The organism is Promicromonospora sukumoe 327MFSha3.1, from assembly GCF_000385135.1.
Lineage (GTDB): Bacteria > Actinomycetota > Actinomycetes > Actinomycetales > Cellulomonadaceae > Promicromonospora > Promicromonospora sukumoe_B.
Genome location: NZ_ARQM01000015.1, coordinates 126,796 through 143,178, shown reverse-complemented (window position 1 = coordinate 143,178; position 16,383 = coordinate 126,796). Strand labels below are relative to the sequence as shown.

The 16,383-nt window shown below is 71.6% G+C and carries 16 protein-coding genes; 15 read left to right on the top strand and 1 reads right to left on the bottom strand.

From position 1 onward, the window contains the following. Positions 1–79 precede the first annotated feature (79 nt). The 12 genes from H291_RS0124325 to H291_RS0124270 all read left to right on the top strand — a co-directional run bounded on the left by H291_RS0124325 (position 80) and on the right by H291_RS0124270 (position 10,059). Positions 80–310, top strand: a complete 231-nt coding sequence (locus H291_RS0124325; protein WP_020017637.1) for an ATP synthase F0 subunit C — start codon at positions 80–82, stop codon at positions 308–310. Continuing rightward, positions 310–888 (top strand): F0F1 ATP synthase subunit B, encoded by a 579-nt coding sequence (locus tag H291_RS0124320; protein ID WP_020017636.1) that lies wholly within the window; start codon positions 310–312, stop codon positions 886–888. Before H291_RS0124325 ends, H291_RS0124320 begins: the two co-directional genes overlap by 1 nt. After that, entirely contained in the window at positions 888–1,700 is an 813-nt protein-coding gene (locus H291_RS0124315; protein WP_020017635.1) for a F0F1 ATP synthase subunit delta, read from the top strand. Before H291_RS0124320 ends, H291_RS0124315 begins: the two co-directional genes overlap by 1 nt. Positions 1,701–1,756: 56 nt before the next feature. Beyond that, complete coding sequence (atpA, locus tag H291_RS0124310; RefSeq protein WP_020017634.1) at positions 1,757–3,385, top strand: F0F1 ATP synthase subunit alpha; 1,629 nt, start codon at positions 1,757–1,759, stop codon at positions 3,383–3,385. A gap of 3 nt (positions 3,386–3,388) precedes the next feature. Beyond that, positions 3,389–4,285: a F0F1 ATP synthase subunit gamma gene (locus tag H291_RS0124305; protein ID WP_026366085.1), complete on the top strand. Its 897-nt coding sequence runs from the start codon at positions 3,389–3,391 to the stop codon at positions 4,283–4,285. 55 nt (positions 4,286–4,340) lie between these two features. Next, positions 4,341–5,825, top strand: a complete 1,485-nt coding sequence (atpD, locus tag H291_RS0124300; RefSeq protein WP_026366084.1) for a F0F1 ATP synthase subunit beta — start codon at positions 4,341–4,343, stop codon at positions 5,823–5,825. A 104-nt stretch (positions 5,826–5,929) separates the two neighbouring features. Further along, positions 5,930–6,190 carry a F0F1 ATP synthase subunit epsilon gene (locus H291_RS0124295; protein ID WP_020017631.1) on the top strand — a complete coding sequence of 87 codons (261 nt, stop codon included), beginning with the start codon at positions 5,930–5,932 and terminating at the stop codon, positions 6,188–6,190. A gap of 12 nt (positions 6,191–6,202) precedes the next feature. Next, complete coding sequence (locus H291_RS0124290; RefSeq protein WP_020017630.1) at positions 6,203–6,628, top strand: DUF2550 domain-containing protein; 426 nt, start codon at positions 6,203–6,205, stop codon at positions 6,626–6,628. After that, complete coding sequence (gene nucS, locus H291_RS0124285; protein ID WP_020017629.1) at positions 6,628–7,323, top strand: endonuclease NucS; 696 nt, start codon at positions 6,628–6,630, stop codon at positions 7,321–7,323. Before H291_RS0124290 ends, nucS begins: the two co-directional genes overlap by 1 nt. A 58-nt stretch (positions 7,324–7,381) precedes the next feature. Next, positions 7,382–8,665 (top strand): N-acetylglucosamine-6-phosphate deacetylase, encoded by a 1,284-nt coding sequence (locus H291_RS0124280; RefSeq protein WP_020017628.1) that lies wholly within the window; start codon positions 7,382–7,384, stop codon positions 8,663–8,665. Positions 8,666–8,689: 24 nt separating this feature from the next. Beyond that, positions 8,690–9,310 (top strand): DUF402 domain-containing protein, encoded by a 621-nt coding sequence (locus tag H291_RS0124275; protein WP_033327893.1) that lies wholly within the window; start codon positions 8,690–8,692, stop codon positions 9,308–9,310. A gap of 95 nt (positions 9,311–9,405) precedes the next feature. Further along, a complete protein-coding gene (locus H291_RS0124270; RefSeq protein WP_232216164.1) occupies positions 9,406–10,059 on the top strand; it encodes a GNAT family N-acetyltransferase in 654 nt (217 codons plus the stop codon). On the opposite strand, the gene H291_RS0124265 is transcribed toward H291_RS0124270, so the two are convergent. Next, on the bottom strand, positions 10,052–12,502 hold the full coding sequence (locus H291_RS0124265) for a beta-glucosidase family protein (RefSeq protein ID WP_020017625.1): 2,451 nt from the start codon (positions 12,500–12,502) through the stop codon (positions 10,052–10,054). The two genes, H291_RS0124270 and H291_RS0124265, sit on opposite strands and share 8 nt — an antisense overlap. A 255-nt stretch (positions 12,503–12,757) precedes the next feature. On the opposite strand from H291_RS0124265, the gene H291_RS0124260 reads away from it, so the two are divergent. From H291_RS0124260 to H291_RS0124250, 3 genes are read left to right on the top strand one after another with little or no spacing between them, the layout of a single operon-like run. After that, the gene (locus H291_RS0124260) at positions 12,758–14,410 is read left to right on the top strand and encodes an extracellular solute-binding protein (protein WP_020017624.1); all 1,653 of its coding nucleotides are present in this window, start codon (positions 12,758–12,760) and stop codon (positions 14,408–14,410) included. After that, on the top strand, positions 14,407–15,360 hold the full coding sequence (locus H291_RS0124255; RefSeq protein ID WP_020017623.1) for an ABC transporter permease: 954 nt from the start codon (positions 14,407–14,409) through the stop codon (positions 15,358–15,360). Before H291_RS0124260 ends, H291_RS0124255 begins: the two co-directional genes overlap by 4 nt. Next, positions 15,357–16,379 carry a carbohydrate ABC transporter permease gene (locus tag H291_RS0124250; RefSeq protein ID WP_020017622.1) on the top strand — a complete coding sequence of 341 codons (1,023 nt, stop codon included), beginning with the start codon at positions 15,357–15,359 and terminating at the stop codon, positions 16,377–16,379. The genes H291_RS0124255 and H291_RS0124250 overlap by 4 nt, the downstream gene beginning before the upstream one ends. Positions 16,380–16,383 lie beyond the last annotated feature (4 nt).

Genomic DNA, 16,383 nt, shown 5'->3' with positions numbered 1-16,383 from the left:
ACGGGCGCAGCACGCGCCTTCGCACACCACGCGACGCCGGACCAATACCGGTCCGGCGCCCAACGGAAGGAAGACGCAAGTGGACGTCACCACTCTCGCCGAGGTCACCGGCAACGTGAACGCGATCGGCTACGGCCTCGCGGCGACCGGCCCGGGCATCGGCCTCGGCATCCTGATCGGCAAGACCATCGAGGGCATGGCCCGCCAGCCCGAGGTCGCCGGCCAGCTCCGCGCCACCATGTTCCTGGGTGTCGCCTTCGTCGAGGTGCTCGCGCTCCTCGGGCTCGTCGCCGGCTTCCTCTTCCAGTGATGACGGCGCACTCGAGCGCCGCCGTGCTAGCGGCGCAGACGGACGAGCCGCAGGGCATCGAGCTGTTCCTGCCCGCCGGATATGACCTGCTCTGGTCGGCGGTGGTCCTCGTGATCATCGCCGTCGCGTTCTACAAGTTCATCCTGCCGCCGATGAACAAGATCCTGGACGAGCGCGCCGCCCTCATCGAGGGCGGCATCGAGAAGGCCGAGGCCGCCCAGAAGGCGGCGGACGAGGCCCTCGCCCAGCAGCAGGAGCTCCTGGCCGAGGCCCGTGCCCAGGCGGCACAGGTCCGTGAGGAGGCGCGTGCCGAGGGCACCGCGATCGTCAACGACCTGAAGGCCAAGGCGAGCGAGGAGGCGGGGCGCATCACCGAGACGGCGCACCGTCAGATCGAGGCCGAGCGGCAGTCCGCCGTCGTGTCCCTGCGTACCGAGGTCGGCACGCTCGCGACCGAGCTCGCGTCGAAGATCGTCGGCGAGTCCCTCGAGGACTCGGCCCGTCAGTCGCGCGTCGTGGACCGCTTCCTCGACGAGCTCGAGGCGAGCCAGGCCGTGGCAAGCAACAAGGAGGCGTGATGCGGGGATCGAGCGGTGCATCGCTGACTGCGGCGCAGGAGCGCTTCGAGCCGGTGCTGCGCGCCGCGGGTGCGGACGCGCTGACCCTGGGTGAGCAGCTGCTCACCCTGGTGTCGGCGCTCGACGACTCCGCCGCGCTGCGCCGCTCGCTCGCCGACCCCTCCCGCGAGGGCGAGGCCAAGGCGGGCCTGGTGGCCGGCCTGCTGGGCGGCTTCGACGAGCGCGTGGTCGACCTCGTGTCCGGGCTCGCCCGGGCGCGCTGGTCGAGCGACGCCGACCTCACGGACGCCGTCGAGCGCCTCGGCCTGGACGCCGTCCTGGCTTCCGCCGAGGCGCGCGGCGCGCTGGAGACGGTCGAGGACGAGCTGTTCCGGCTCGGCCGGTCGCTCGTCGGCCAGCGGGAGGCCAAGCAGGTTCTCTCCGACGCCTCGACGGCTCCGGAGCGCCGGGTGGCGCTCGTGGACGCACTGGTCGGTGGCAAGGTCGACACCGTGACCCAGCGCCTGGCGCAGCGCGCGACCTCGTCGCTGCGTGGCCGCCGGTTCGTGCAGACGATCGGCTGGTACGGCGAGGTCGCGGCGGAGCGCCGCAACCGCCTCGTGGCCGCCGTGACGAGCGCGACGGTGCTCACCCGCGAGCAGGAGGAGCGCCTCGGCGCCATCCTCGAGCGCTCGTACGGGAAGCCCGTGCAGCTGAACGTCACCGTGGACCCGACTCTCGTCGGCGGCCTGCGCATCCAGGTCGGCGCGGACGTCGTCGACTCCACCGTCCTGTCGCGCCTTGCTGACGCTCAGCGTCGTCTGGCCGGCTGAAAACGTGAACAAGAACCTTCCGCCGCGGCTTTCGCGGCCACGACAGGAGAAGATCAATGGCTGAGCTGACGATCCGGCCGGACGAGGTCCGCGCCGCACTGGACAGCTTCGTGAAGGCCTACGAGCCCCAGGAAGCGGTCACCGAGGAGGTGGGCCGCGTCGCGTACGCCGCGGACGGCATCGCCCGCGTCGAGGGCCTCCCGGGCGTGATGGCCAACGAGCTGCTGCGCTTCGAGGACGGCACGCTCGGCCTCGCGCAGAACCTGGACGTCCGTGAGATCGGTGTGGTCGTCCTGGGCGAGTTCACCGGCATCGAGGAGGGCCAGGAGGTCCGCCGCACCGGTGAGGTGCTCTCGGTCCCCGTGGGCGAGGGCTACCTCGGCCGCGTGGTCGACCCGCTGGGTGTCCCCATCGACGGGCTGGGCGAGATCGCCACCGAGGCCACCCGTGCCCTGGAGCTGCAGGCGCCCGGCGTCATGCAGCGCAAGTCGGTGCACGAGCCGCTGCAGACCGGCATCAAGGCGATCGACTCGATGATCCCGATCGGCCGTGGTCAGCGTCAGCTGATCATCGGTGACCGCCAGACGGGCAAGACGGCGATCGCGATCGACACGATCATCAACCAGAAGGCGAACTGGGAGTCCGGCGACCCCAGCAAGCAGGTGCGCTGCATCTACGTCGCGATCGGTCAGAAGGGCTCGACCATCGCCTCCGTGCGTGGCGCCCTCGAGGAGGCCGGCGCGCTGGAGTACACGACGATCGTCGCGGCTCCCGCCTCCGACCCCGCGGGCTTCAAGTACCTCGCCCCGTACACCGGCTCGGCCATCGGCCAGCACTGGATGTACCAGGGCAAGCACGTGCTCGTCGTCTTCGACGACCTGTCGAAGCAGGCCGAGGCCTACCGTGCCGTGTCGCTGCTGCTGCGCCGCCCGCCGGGCCGCGAGGCCTACCCGGGTGACGTGTTCTACCTGCACTCCCGTCTGCTCGAGCGTTGTGCGAAGCTCTCGGACGAGCTGGGCGCGGGCTCGATGACCGGTCTGCCGATCATCGAGACCAAGGCGAACGACGTCTCGGCGTACATCCCGACCAACGTCATCTCCATCACGGACGGCCAGATCTTCCTGCAGTCCGACCTGTTCAACGCCGACCAGCGTCCCGCCGTGGACGTCGGTATCTCGGTCTCCCGAGTCGGTGGCGACGCGCAGATCAAGGCGATGAAGAAGGTCTCCGGCACGCTGAAGCTGGAGCTGGCGCAGTTCCGCTCGCTCGAGGCGTTCGCGATGTTCGCGTCCGACCTCGACGCGGCCTCCCGCGCGCAGCTGCAGCGCGGCGCCGTCCTGACGGAGCTGCTCAAGCAGCCCCAGTACTCGCCGTACGCGGTCGAGGACCAGGTCGCGGCCGTGTGGGCCGGCACCAAGGGCAAGCTGGACGACGTCGCGGTCGAGGACGTCAAGCGGTTCGAGTCCGAGCTGCTGGACCACCTGCGCCGCAAGACGGACGTCCTGACGTCGATCCGCGAGAGCGGCAAGCTGGAGCCCGCCACGGAGGAGGCGCTCAGCGCCGCCGTCGAGGACTTCCGCGCCGGCTTCCAGCGGGCCGACGGCACCGCGCTCGTCGGTGGTGAGGTCGAGGGTGGCCCCGTCGACGTCGAGCAGGCACAGGTCGTCGTCAAGAAGAAGGCCTGACCCGTGGCCGGTGGATCCCAGCGCGTCTATAAGGCACGGATCAAGTCGACGCAGTCGCTGAAGAAGATGTTCCGTGCGCAGGAGCTCATCGCCGCGTCCCGCATCGGCAAGGCCCGTGCGCGGACGGCGGCTGCGGCACCCTACGCGCAGGCGATCACCCGTGCGGTCTCGGCGGTCGCCACGCACACCGACATCGATCACCCGCTCACGCGGGAGGTCGAGGGCGCCAAGCGCGCCGCGGTGCTCGTGGTGTCGTCGGACCGCGGCATGGCGGGTTCCTACCCGGCGTCGATCGTCCGTGAGGCGGAGCGGCTGACCCAGCAGCTCGCGGCCGAGGGCAAGGAGGTTCTCCTCTACGTCGCCGGTCGTCGGGCGGTCTCGTACTACGCGTTCCGGGGCCGCGAGGCCGTGCGGACGTGGACGTACGGTTCGGAGCGGCCGTCGGCCGAGGTCGCCGAGGAGATCGGGCAGGCTCTGCTCGAGAAGTTCCTCGCGGACGAGGACGAGGGCGGCGTCTCGGAGCTGCACGTGGTCTCCACGCAGTTCGTCAACATGGTGACCCAGCGTCCCCACGTGGTGCGGATGCTGCCCCTGGAGGTCGTCGAGGGCGTGGTGGAGGCGGACGAGCACGAGGTCCTGCCGCTCTACGACTTCGAGCCGTCGCCGGAGGCCGTGCTGGACGCACTGCTGCCGCGGTACGTGGACCAGCGCATCTACGCGGCCCTGCTCGACGCCGCCGCGTCCGAGCTGGCCGCCCGCCAGCGCGCCATGCACACGGCCACGGACAACGCCGAGGACCTGATCCGCACGTACACCCGACTGGCCAACCAGGCCCGTCAGGCGGACATCACCCAGGAGATCAGCGAGATCGTCTCCGGTGCCGACGCCCTGGCGTCCTGACCAACCAACAGACTCCCCGCCGGAGGACCCTCCGGCCCACCGAAGCGAGGCAACCATGACCGCCACCACCGTGGAATCACCTCACGGCGCGGCCCCGACTGAGCCGGCAACTGGCCGGGTCGCTCGGGTGATCGGCCCCGTCGTGGACATCGAGTTCCCCGAGGACGCGATCCCCGACATCTACAACGCGCTGACCGTCGAGATCGACCTCTCGGGCCAGGGCGAGGACGAGAACACGTTCACGCTGACCCTCGAGGTCGAGCAGCACCTGGGCGACTCCCTGGTGCGCGCGATCGCGCTCAAGCCGACCGACGGCCTGGTCCGCGGCGCCCTGGTCACCGACACCGGCTCGCCCATCAGCGTGCCCGTCGGCGACGTCACCAAGGGCAAGGTCTTCAACGTCACCGGTGAGGTCCTGAACCTCGCCGAGGGCGAGAAGATCGAGGTCACCGAGCGCTGGCCGATCCACCGCAAGCCCCCGGCCTTCGACCAGCTCGAGTCGAAGACCACGATGTTCGAGACGGGCATCAAGTCCATCGACCTGCTGACCCCGTACGTCCAGGGTGGCAAGATCGGTCTCTTCGGTGGTGCGGGCGTCGGCAAGACGGTCCTCATCCAGGAGATGATCCAGCGTGTGGCCCAGGACCACGGTGGTGTGTCGGTGTTCGCCGGTGTCGGTGAGCGCACCCGTGAGGGCAACGACCTGATCGCCGAGATGGACGAGGCGGGTGTCTTCGACAAGACCGCCCTCGTCTTCGGCCAGATGGACGAGCCGCCGGGCACGCGTCTGCGCGTCGCCCTGTCGGCGCTGACGATGGCGGAGTACTTCCGCGACGTGAAGAAGCAGGACGTGCTGCTCTTCATCGACAACATCTTCCGCTTCACGCAGGCCGGTTCCGAGGTCTCCACGCTGCTCGGCCGTATGCCGTCCGCCGTGGGCTACCAGCCGAACCTGGCCGACGAGATGGGCCTCCTCCAGGAGCGCATCACCTCGACGCGTGGTCACTCCATCACGTCGCTGCAGGCCATCTACGTGCCGGCTGACGACTACACCGACCCGGCCCCGGCCACGACGTTCGCCCACCTGGACGCGACGACCGAGCTCTCCCGTGAGATCGCGTCGAAGGGTCTGTACCCGGCGATCGACCCGCTGACGTCGACGTCCCGCATCCTCGACCCGCGTTACGTGGGCCAGGAGCACTACGACGTGGCGACCGAGGTGAAGTCGATCCTGCAGCGCAACAAGGAGCTGCAGGACATCATCGCCATCCTCGGTGTGGACGAGCTCTCGGAAGAGGACAAGACGGTCGTGGCGCGCGCGCGTCGCATCCAGCAGTTCCTCTCCCAGAACACCTACATGGCCAAGAAGTTCACGGACGTCGAGGGCTCGACGGTCCCGCTGTCCGAGACCATCGAGGCGTTCAAGAAGATCTGCGCCGGCGAGTTCGACCACATCGCCGAGCAGGCCTTCTACAACATCGGTGGCCTCGAGATGCTCGAGGAGAACTGGGCTCGGATCCAGAAGGAGTACGGGGCCTGAGGTCTCGTATTTCCCCCCGTGCGTGATGCCGCCCCGCCGGACCCCTTAGACTCGGGCAACCCGGCAGGGGCGGCAGCACGCCCGCTACATCGGAAGGAGCTCTCGTGGCAGAGCTGAGCGTGGACCTCGTGTCCCTGGACCGCAAGGTCTGGAGCGGTGCGGCGACCCAGGTGAGCGCGCCGTCTGCGGACGGCCAGATCGGCATCCTGGCGAACCACACGCCGCTGCTGGCAGTGCTTCGCCCCGGCACCATCAAGGTGGACACGGCGTCGGGACCGGCCGTGGAGGCCACGGTCACCGGCGGCTTCATGTCCGTGGACAACAACCTCGTCACCCTTGTGGTCGACGAGATCTCCCTGGTCTGAGGGAGAGCGCGCGTGCCCGGCGTCGTATGGATCGCGATAGCGGTACTGGGGGCGCTCGCGCTCGTCATCGCGGCCGGGATCTCCCGGCTGCGGACCCTCTCCCGGAGGGTCGGATCGTTCGACTGCAGTGCCCGGGCGACCGGTAACCCCGAGGGTTCCTGGACGCCGGGCATCGCGCAGTACGCGGTGGGCCGGATCGAGTGGTGGCGGTGCTGGTCGCTGTCACCCCGTCCGGCCCGCACGTGGTACCGGGAGCGGCTCACCGTCACGAGCCGCACCCCGCTGGACCCGGACGAGCGTGGTCAGGGCGACCACTACCTCGTCCAGTGCCGGTACGACGGGCTCGACTTCGAGCTCGACCTCGCTGCCGGCGACTACTTCGGCCTCGCCTCCTGGCTCGAGGCCGCCCCTCCCGGACGACAGGATCTGGTTCTCTGATGCGGCTGGTCGTGGCAGACTGCTCCGCCCTCTACACGGGCCGCCTGACCGCGATGCTCCCGCAGGCTACGCGGCTGCTCGTGGTCAAGGCTGACGGCAGCGTGCTCATCCACTCCGACGGCGGCTCGTACAAGCCGCTCAACTGGATGAGCCCCCCGTGCACCCTGACGGTGCGTGAGCCCTCCGAGGAGGCCGCCGAGCGCGGCGTCACCGAGGTGTGGACCGTCCAGCACGCCAAGTCGGACGACCGGCTCGAGGTCGAGCTGTTCACCGTGCACAGCGACTCCAGCCACGACCTGGGCATCGACCCCGGCCTCGTGAAGGACGGCGTCGAGGCGCACCTGCAGGAGCTGCTCGCCGAGCAGATCGCACTGCTGGGCGACGGGCACACGCTCGTGCGCCGCGAGTACCCCACGGCGATCGGCCCCGTGGACATCCTCGCGCGGGACGGCTCCGGCTCCACCGTCGCGGTGGAGATCAAGCGCCGCGGAGACATCGACGGCGTCGAGCAGCTCACGCGGTACCTGGAGCTGCTGAACCGCGACCCGCTGCTGGCCCCGGTCCGCGGCGTCTACGCGGCCCAGGAGATCAAGCCGCAGGCCCGGGTCCTGGCCAAGGACCGTGGCATCGCCACGCTCCTGCTGGACTACGACGCCATGCGCGGCGTCGACGACCCCACGACGCGCCTCTTCTAGCCGCGGCCCCGGCCCGCCGAGCGGCCGGCCGGCCGAGCGCTGCCCGGTGGATGGCAGGATGTCGGGCATGAGCGAAGTGGTGGTCGTCCGTGGTCGGCTGGTCCTGGCATCTTCCGTGGTGGACGACGGCGTCGTGGTCGCCTCGGGCGGACGGGTCGAGTTCGCCGGCTCCGTCGTCGACGCCCTGGAGGCCGGTCACGGCCCCGCGCTGGAGCAGGTGGCTCCGGCGCCAGGGACGTACGTGCTGCCGGGCCTCGTCGATCTGCACAACCACGGCGGGGGCGGCGCGTCGTTCCCCGACGTGACGACGGCCGCCGAGGCCCTGCCGGGCGTGCTGGAGCACCGCCGGCACGGCACGACCACCCTGGTGGCGTCGCTCGTGACGGCCCAGCCCGAGGTGCTGGTGCAGCGGGCGGGCGTGCTGGCCGAGCTTGCCGAGGCCGGCGAGATCGAGGGGCTGCACGCCGAGGGGCCGTTCCTGTCCTATCGCCGCCGCGGCGCTCACAACCCGGCTGACCTGCAGGAAGGCAGCGTCGAGCTGGTGCGGGACCTGGCCGCGGCCGCCCGCGGGTACCTGCGCACCATGACGGTCGCCCCCGAGGTGCCGGGCGTGACCGGGCCCGGCGGCGTCGCCGAGGCGCTGGTCGAGGCCGGCGTGCTGCCCTCCCTGGGCCACACCGACGGGACCACCGAGCAGGCCGAGGCGCTGATCGAGCAGGTCACCACCGCGCTGGGCGCCGGGGCGGGCCACACGACCGGACGCCACCCGCTCGGCCCGATGACCGCGACCCACCTGTTCAACGGCATGCGCCCGCTGCACCACCGCCAGCCCGGCCCCATCGCGGCCTGCCTGGCGGCGGCGGCACGCGGCGACATGGTCGTCGAGCTCGTCGGCGACGGCGTCCACCTCGACCCGGCCACGGTGCGCTCGGTGTTCGACATGGTCGGCGCGGACCAGATCCTCCTGGTGACCGACGCGATGGCAGCGGCCGGCGTCGCCGACGGCAGCTACGAGCTGGGCCCGATGTCGGTGGTGGTGCACGAGGGCGTCGCCCGGATCGCGATGCCCCAGGCCGCGCCGGGCGAGCCCGAGGAGGAGGGGCCGATCGCCGGCGGCACCGCCCACCTGGTCGACGTGGTGCGGTGCGCGGTGCGAGGCGGTGTCCCGCTGGTCGACGCCGTGCGGTCCGCGACGGCGGTGCCGGCCCGGGTGCTGGGCCTGACCGGCGAGGTCGGCGCCCTGGTGCCCGGCGCGCGCGCCGACATCCTGGTCACGGACGCCGACCTGCGGCCCCTGCGGGTGCTGCGCCACGGTGTCAACGTGGATGTCGCCGGGGCGTAACGCGCCGCTGTTAGCGTTCCGCGCATGACGCCTGAAGTTTTCCTGCCCGGCCAGACGGTGGTGCGCCGCGAGATCATGCGCGGCGAGCCCTGGATCGCGATCCCGCAGGTCTGCGTGCAGGACGACGGCGACCTGCTGGTCACCTACACGCCCGGTGGAACCCCGCTGGCGTACCCGGCCACCGGCACGTTCCCGGTGGGGGAGCACCCGTGGAAGGCCGCCGGCAGCAGGCGGTGGCGCGGCCACGGCCGCCTCGAGCTGCACTGGACCGGGGTGGAGCACTCGCTCTTCCTGTTCTGGGACGGCCCCGAGCGCGCGTTCCAAGGCTGGTACTTCAACCTGGAGGACGCGCCGCGCCGCACCCCGATGGGGTTCGACACGCTCGACCACGAGCTGGACGTCTGGTGGGCGGCCGACGCCGAGACCTACGAGTTCAAGGACGTCGCCGAGTTCGAGGAGACCGGCCCCGCGCGGTACCCCGGGCGCATGGCGCAGATCCGCGCGGAGGGCGCCCGGATCGCCGGCCTGCTCGACGCCGGGAAGCTCTGGTGGGACAAGTCCTGGGCGGACTGGACGCCCGACGCCTCGTGGGAGCCCCGCGACGTGCCGGCCGGCTGGGAGAGCGTGGCGTTCGAGGCGCGCTGAGCGCCGCCGCCGGGACACGCCGGACGCGCCGATCTGTCGGGCGATACCGACCGAATTCCGGTGGCATACCGGGGTCTGGGCGCTACGGTCGGATCGTGCCCTCTTCCGTGCCGCCCGCCTCCGCCCCCAGACCCTCCACGTCCGACGCCGCGCCCGACGCCGTGCCCGCGCTCGCCACGCCGGTGCGGGCCTACCGGTCGGACCCCGGCTGGCCCGTGGTCACCGCGCGCCTCACCCTGCGCCCGGTCGCCCCGGACGACGCCGAGGCGTTCCTCGCCTGGCGGTCGAGCCCAGACGTCGTGCGGTACATGTACCAGCCGCCGTGGGACCTGGCCACGGCCCAGACGAAGCTCCGCACGTGGTCCAGCGCCCCGTTCGAGGAGGCCGGCGACGTCCAGGTGCTCGCCGTCGAGTCGGACGGCGAGGTGGTCGGCGAGACGATGCTCAAGTGGGCGGCCGCGCCCCGGCAGGCCGAGGTCGGCTACGCCCTGCACCCCGACGTGAGCGGGCACGGCCTGGCCACCGAGGCGGTCCGGGCCACGCTCCGGCTCGCGTTCGAGTCCTACGGCTTCCACCGCGTGTTCGCGCGCATCGACGAGGAGAACCTCGGCTCGGTCCGTGTGGCCCAGCGCCTCGGCATGCGGCAGGAGGCCCGCCTGGTCGAGAGCGACGTGCGCGACGGCGTGTGGTCCACCGAGCTGGTGTTCGCGATCCTCGACCGGGAGTTCGCGGAGCGCGAGCTCAGCTGACGACCAGCTCGGCCCGCACCCGCAGGTCCCCTGCGGAGGGCCCGGACGCCACCGTGTACGTGCCGGGCTGCAGCACCATCGCGCCCTCGTGCCGGACGGCGAGTGCCCCCAGGTCCAGCGGGACCGGCACCTCGGCCGCCGCGCCCGGGGCGAGCCGCACCCGCGCGTGACCGAGCAGCTGCCGCCGGGCCGCGGGGACCGGCAGGTCGGGCGACAGGCCGTGCACGGCGACGAGCTCGTCCACCGGGCGCTCGCCGGTGTTCCGCACCGAGACGACGGCCGTGGCCCCGCCGTCCGCGCCGTCCTCGTCCGAGGCGGCTCGCACCAGCCGCAGGCCCTCGTAGCGGACCTCCGTGTAGCTCAGCCCGTGCCCGAACCAGAACGCGGGCTCCGTCGCCAGGTGCCGGTAGGTGACGCCCTGGCGGGCCACGTCGTAGTCGAACAGGTCGCCGGCCTGCGCCTCGTCCGCCGGCCACGTCTGGGCGAGCCGGCCGTACGGCTCCGCGTCCCCGGACAGCACGTCCACCAGACCGTTGCCGGCCTCCTGCCCGCCGTGCGCCGCCCACACGAGCGCGCCCCGCGACCCGTCGAGCCCGCTCGGCCCCAGCACCCCCGGCCCCAGCACGTACGGGTACGACGACGTCACCACCAGCACCGCCGCCGGGCACGCCTCGCGTGCCACCCGCCAGAGCTCCGCCATCGGCTCGGGCAGCGCGAGCGACGTCCGGTCCTCGGTCTCGCGCCCGCCCAGGTGCGGGTCGTTGCCGACGGCCACCAGCACCACGTCCGCGGCCGCCGCGACGCGCGCCACCTCGGCCTGCCCCGAGGTGACGGTGCGCCAGGCGAACCGCTCGGCGTCCGCCAGGCGCGTGGCCTCGGCCACCAACAGCTCGGACCCGAGCTGCACCCGCAGCCACCGCCCGCTCGCCACGTGCAGCAGCGACCACGTGCCGTCCGCGTGGTGGTGCCGCCGGAACGACTCCTGCACCACCCAGCCGCCGACCCGCTCGGCGTCGGCGCGCACGATCCAGCCCGCGCCCGTCAGGAGCCGCCCTGAGGCAACCGAACGGAGGGTGAGCACGCCGTCGCCCCAGTCGGTCACGTCGAGGTGGGCCGCCACGCCGGCGTCGGCGGCGTGCACGCTCACCTCGCCCGCATCGGTGACGCTCACGTACCGGCCGGACGACGTGGCACGCAGCGCCACCCGGTCCGCGCCGTCGGCGACCTCCACGACGGCGTCCGGGTAGCGGTCCGCGACCGCGCGCGCGAGCGGGACGGCGTAGGGCGGGGTGCCGGAGTACCAGTCGGTGAGCACCTGGTCGGCCAGCGGCCCGACGACGGCGACGCGCCTGGGCGCGCCCAGCGGCAGCGTCCCGTCGTTGCGCAGCAGCACCACGGACTTCGCCGCCGCCTCGCGGGCCAGGACCCGGTGCTCCGGCAGGTCGATCGCGTCGGCACCGATGCCCGCGTACGGGTCGGCGTCGCCGTCCAGCTCGCCCGTGCGCAGACGCAGCTCCAGCATGCGCAGTGCGGCGGTGTCGACGTCGTGCTGCGTCAGCAGCCCGGCCGCCAGCGCCTCGCGCAGCCGGTCCAGCGTGACCGTCGGGTCGGTGTCGTTGTCGGTGAACGAGTCCAGGCCCGCGCGCACGGCCGCCGCGTGCGCCTGCGCGTGGGAGGCGTACGCCCGCTGGATCGAGACCAGGAAGGTGGGCGCGCCGGCGTCGGACACCACCGCCACCGAACCGGGCGCCCAGGAGCGCAGCTCGGCCAGCAGGTCGCCCGACGTGTGCGCGGGAACCCCGTTGACCAGGTTGTACGACGGCATCACCGCGCCGGCGACCCCCGCTTCGATCGGCCCGCGGAAGGCCGGCAGCTCGTACTCGTGCAGCGTCCGCTCCGACAGGTTGGACGACGTCGCCGAGCGGTCCGTCTCGTTGCCGTACCCGAGGAAGTGCTTGAGGGCCGGGACCGTCTTCCAGACCGTCGGGTGGTCCCCGCGCAGCCCGGCGCAGTACGCCGTCGCGAGGTGGGACACGAGCCGCGGCTCCTCGGTGTACCCCTCCTCGCCGCGGCCCCAGGCCGGGTGCCGCAGCGGGTTCACCACGGGCGCCCAGACGTTCAGGGAGACCGCCGGGTCGGCGGCGTGCTTGGCCCGCAGCTCGGTGGCGACCAGGTCGCCGAGCCGGCGGAGCAGGTCGGCGTCCCACGTGGCGCCCAGCCCGACCGGCTGCGGCAGCACGGTGGCGCGGCCGAGCCACGCGACGCCGTGCAGGGCCTCGGCGCCGGTGTGGAAGGCCGCGAGGCCCAGCCGCTCGATCGCGGGCTGGTGCTGGTGCAGCAGGCTCAGCCGCTCGTCGGGGGTGAGGCGGTCCAGCAGGTCGCGGGCCCGGTCGGCCAGGGCTGCGGCGGGGTCGCGGAACAGGGGCTGCGTCTGGTTCGGCACGTCGTCGTGCTCCCTTGGCGTCGGGTCGGCCTTGCGGCGTCGGGCTTGCGGCGTCGGGTCGAAGAGTAGGCCAAACCCTCGAAACGGTTCAATGATCAATCGCCCAATTGGGGCGAATCATTGCCTCGTGTTCAAGGTTTGCCCTACTGTTCTGCCAACGATGTAGGTCGAAGCGCTTCGACGTAGAACCGCGTGATCCGCCATCGTGTCCGGGCACACAGACGTGCCGCGCTGTCCACAAAGGAGTGAAGAGCCATGACAGCACCCCACCTGGCCCGCGGGCTGAGCCGCCGGTCGTTCCTCGGTTTCCTCGCAGTCGGTGCCGGCGTCGTCGGCGTACCGTCCCTGCTCACGGCCTGTACCAGTGGCCCGGCGAGCACCGCGCAGGGTGGCGGCACCGTGAGCTCCGGCGTCCTGCCCACCTACGTGCCGGTCGAGTACGTCAAGCCCGACTTCCCCTCCGTGAACGGCTCCACCGCCGGCTACGCGTCCATCCCGGAGGAGCTCGTCACGGCCTTCGCGACGCCGCCCGGGTCGGGCGGCACCTACTCGGCCATGACGCCGCTGTGGAGCGCCATCCCCAAGACGTCCGGCAACCCCTACTTCGACGCGGTGAGCGAGGCGATGGGCACCACCGTCGAGTTCCAGATCTCCGACGGCAACACGTACGGCGACAAGCTCGCCGCGGTGCTCGCCTCGGCCAAGGACGTGCCGGACTGGGTCTGCGTGCCCACCTGGAACTTCCCGCCGCGGTTCGCCCAGGCCGTCGACGCCCTCTTCGAGGACCTCACGCCGTACCTGTCCGGTGACAACGTCAAGAAGTACAAGAACCTCGCCAACATCCCCACGGACGCCTGGCGGTACGGCGTCTTCAACGACAAGCTCTACGGCCTGCCGTTCCCCGGCGAGCTGGTCCACCTGGCGACGTTCTACCGGGCCGACCTGCTCGAGGAGCTCGGCATCACCGAGCAGCCGAGGACCGCCGACGAGTTCATCGAGCTCGCCAAGGAGCTGACCGACCCGGGCAAGAAGCGCTGGGGCTCGGCCGACCAGTGGATCACGGCGAACATGATGTTCGCGGTGCCCCCGGAGAAGGGCTGGAAGCTGGCCGACGACGGCTCGCTGGTGCACCGCGTCGAGTCCGAGGAGTACCGCGCCGCGCTGGACTGGCAGGCCCGGCTGTACAAGTCGGGCGCGGTGCACCCGACGGCCGTGGCCGACAAGCCCGAGGAGATGAAGCCCCTCTTCGAGTCGGGGGAGATCCTCATCGTGAACGACGGCGTGGGCGGCTGGCACGAGTCCCTGGGCCGGGTGCTGCCGAGCAACCCGGACTTCGACCCACGGCCGTTCGCCCCGTTCGCCCACGACGGCGGCACGCCGCGGGTCTGGAAGGGCGCCCCGGCGGACATGTTCTCGTTCCTGAAGAAGCGGGACGACAAGGCCCAGATCGAGGAGCTGCTCGCCGCCGCGGACTTCCTCGCCTCGCCGTTCGGCACCACGGAGTTCCAGCTCGTCAACTTCGGCGTCGAGGGCGAGCACTACGACCTCGACGGCGACGGCCTGCCCCGGGCGACCGACGCCGCGGCCGACGACGTGGCGCCGTCGTACATCTTCCTGGTGGACCCGCCCAAGGTGAACGCGCAGGTGCAGTACGACGGCTACGTCGAGGCCTACTGCACCTGGATGGCGGACGCCTCCCAGTACGTCGAGGAGCCCCTCTTCTACGGCAAGCAGATCACGGAGCCGGCGCAGTTCGCGTCGCTCAGCACGCCCTTCGCGGACCTCGAGAAGGACATCGCGCGCGGGCGCAAGTCCCTCGCGGACCTCGACGAGGCCGTGGCGACGTGGACCAGCTCCGGCGGTGAGGAGCTGCGGGCGTTCTACCAGGGCATCCTGGACGAGCAGTGACCGCCACGAGCTCACCGCCGGGCGCCCCGTCCCGGCGCAGGATCCCCTGGACCGTCCGGGCGCGGCGCGACCGCTCGCTGCTGATCATGGTGGCCCCGGCCGTGCTCCTGCTGGCGGTGTTCGCCTACGTGCCGATGCTCGGCAACGTGGTGGCCTGGCAGGACTACTCGCCGTACGTCGGCATCCGCGAGAGCCCCTTCATCGGGTGGGCCAACTTCGCGCGCGTCCTGACCAACCCGCTCTTCCTCGACGCCGTGGCGAACACGCTGGTCATCACCGCGGTCCAGCTCGTGTTCTTCTTCCCGGTGCCGATCGTCCTGGCACTGCTCCTGAACAGCGTGCTGTCACCCGGGCTGCGCACGACCATCCAGTCGATCGTGTACCTGCCGCACTTCTTCTCCTGGGTGATCGTCGTGACGATCTTCCAGCAGATCTTCGGCGGGGCCGGGATGGTGGCGACCCGGCTGCGCGAGGCGGGGTACTCAGGCTTCGACCTGATGACCAACCCCGACACGTTCCTGCTGCTGCTGACCGCCCAGTCGGTCTGGAAGGACGCGGGCTGGGGCATCATCATCTTCCTCGCGGCGCTCGCGACCGTCGACCCGCAGCTCTACGAGGCGTCGGTGGTCGACGGCGCGGGCCGGTGGCGGCGGATGTGGCACGTCACGCTCCCGGCCCTGCGCCCGGTGATCATCCTGCTGCTGATCCTGCGGCTGGGCGACGCGCTCACCGTCGGGTTCGAGCAGCTCATCCTCCAGCGCGGCGCCGTCGGGACCGACGTCGCGGAGGTGCTCGACACGTTCGTCTACTACCAGGGCGTCGTCAACGGCGACTGGGCCTTCGCGGCCGCCGCGGGGCTCGTCAAGGGCCTGGTCTCGCTCGCCCTGGTGCTCGGGGCCAACAAGCTCGCCCACCTCGTGGGCGAGGCGGGGGTGTATCAGCGCGCATGAGTGCCGACATCGAGAACAAGACCGGGACGACGACGCGGCCGGCGCCGTCGTCCACGACACCCGAGCCCGGCCGGCCGCGGCAGCCCGCGCGCGGCCCGAGCCGGTACCGCGCCCTGCTGCGCGGCCGGAACCGCCCGGTCTGGGAGGAGGACCCCAACCCGCTGGGGCTCCTGGTCAAGGGGGCGGCGCTGCTGCTCATCGTGGCCACGGTGGTCTACCCCCTGTACACGGTGGTGCTCACCAGCCTGTCCACCCAGGCCGACATCACCCGGTCCGGCGGCCTGGTCACGGTGCCGGGCGGCCTGACGTTCGCCGCCTACGAGCAGATCCTGTCCGGCGGGATCGTCACGCGGGCCACGATCGTGAGCATCGGCATCACCGTGGTCGGCACCGTGCTCTCGACCACGGTGTCCGTGCTGGCGGCGTACGGCCTGAGCCGGCCGGGCTCCTTCGCCCACCGGCCCATCCTGTTCGTCTTCCTGATCACCATGTTCTTCGGCGCGGGGATGATCCCGACGTACCTGCTGGTGAGCAACCTGGGGCTGATCGACAGCTACTGGTCGCTCATCCTGCCGGGCGCCGTGAGCGCGTTCAACGTGCTCATCCTGCGGGCTTTCTTCATGGGCATCGACCGGTCCATCACGGACGCGGCCCGGATCGACGGCGCGGGGGACTGGCGCATCCTGGGGCAGATCGTGCTGCCCATGTCCAAGGCCGTGGTGGCGGTGGTCGCGCTGTTCTACGGCGTCGGCTACTGGAACGCGTTCTTCAACGCGATGCTCTACATCAACGACAACGCCAAGTGGCCGCTGCAGCTCGTGCTGCGGTCCTACGTGCTGCAGGGCGTGACGCTGCCCGGCAGCGGCGTGGGCCAGGTCGACGTCGCCGACGGCGCCGTGACCGGGCTGCCGGTGAAGATGGCCGTGATGGTGCTGGCGATCGTGCCGATCCTGGTCGTGTACCCGCTGGTGCAGCGGCACTTCACGAAGGGCGTGATCTTCGGGGCCATCAAGGGATGAGCGG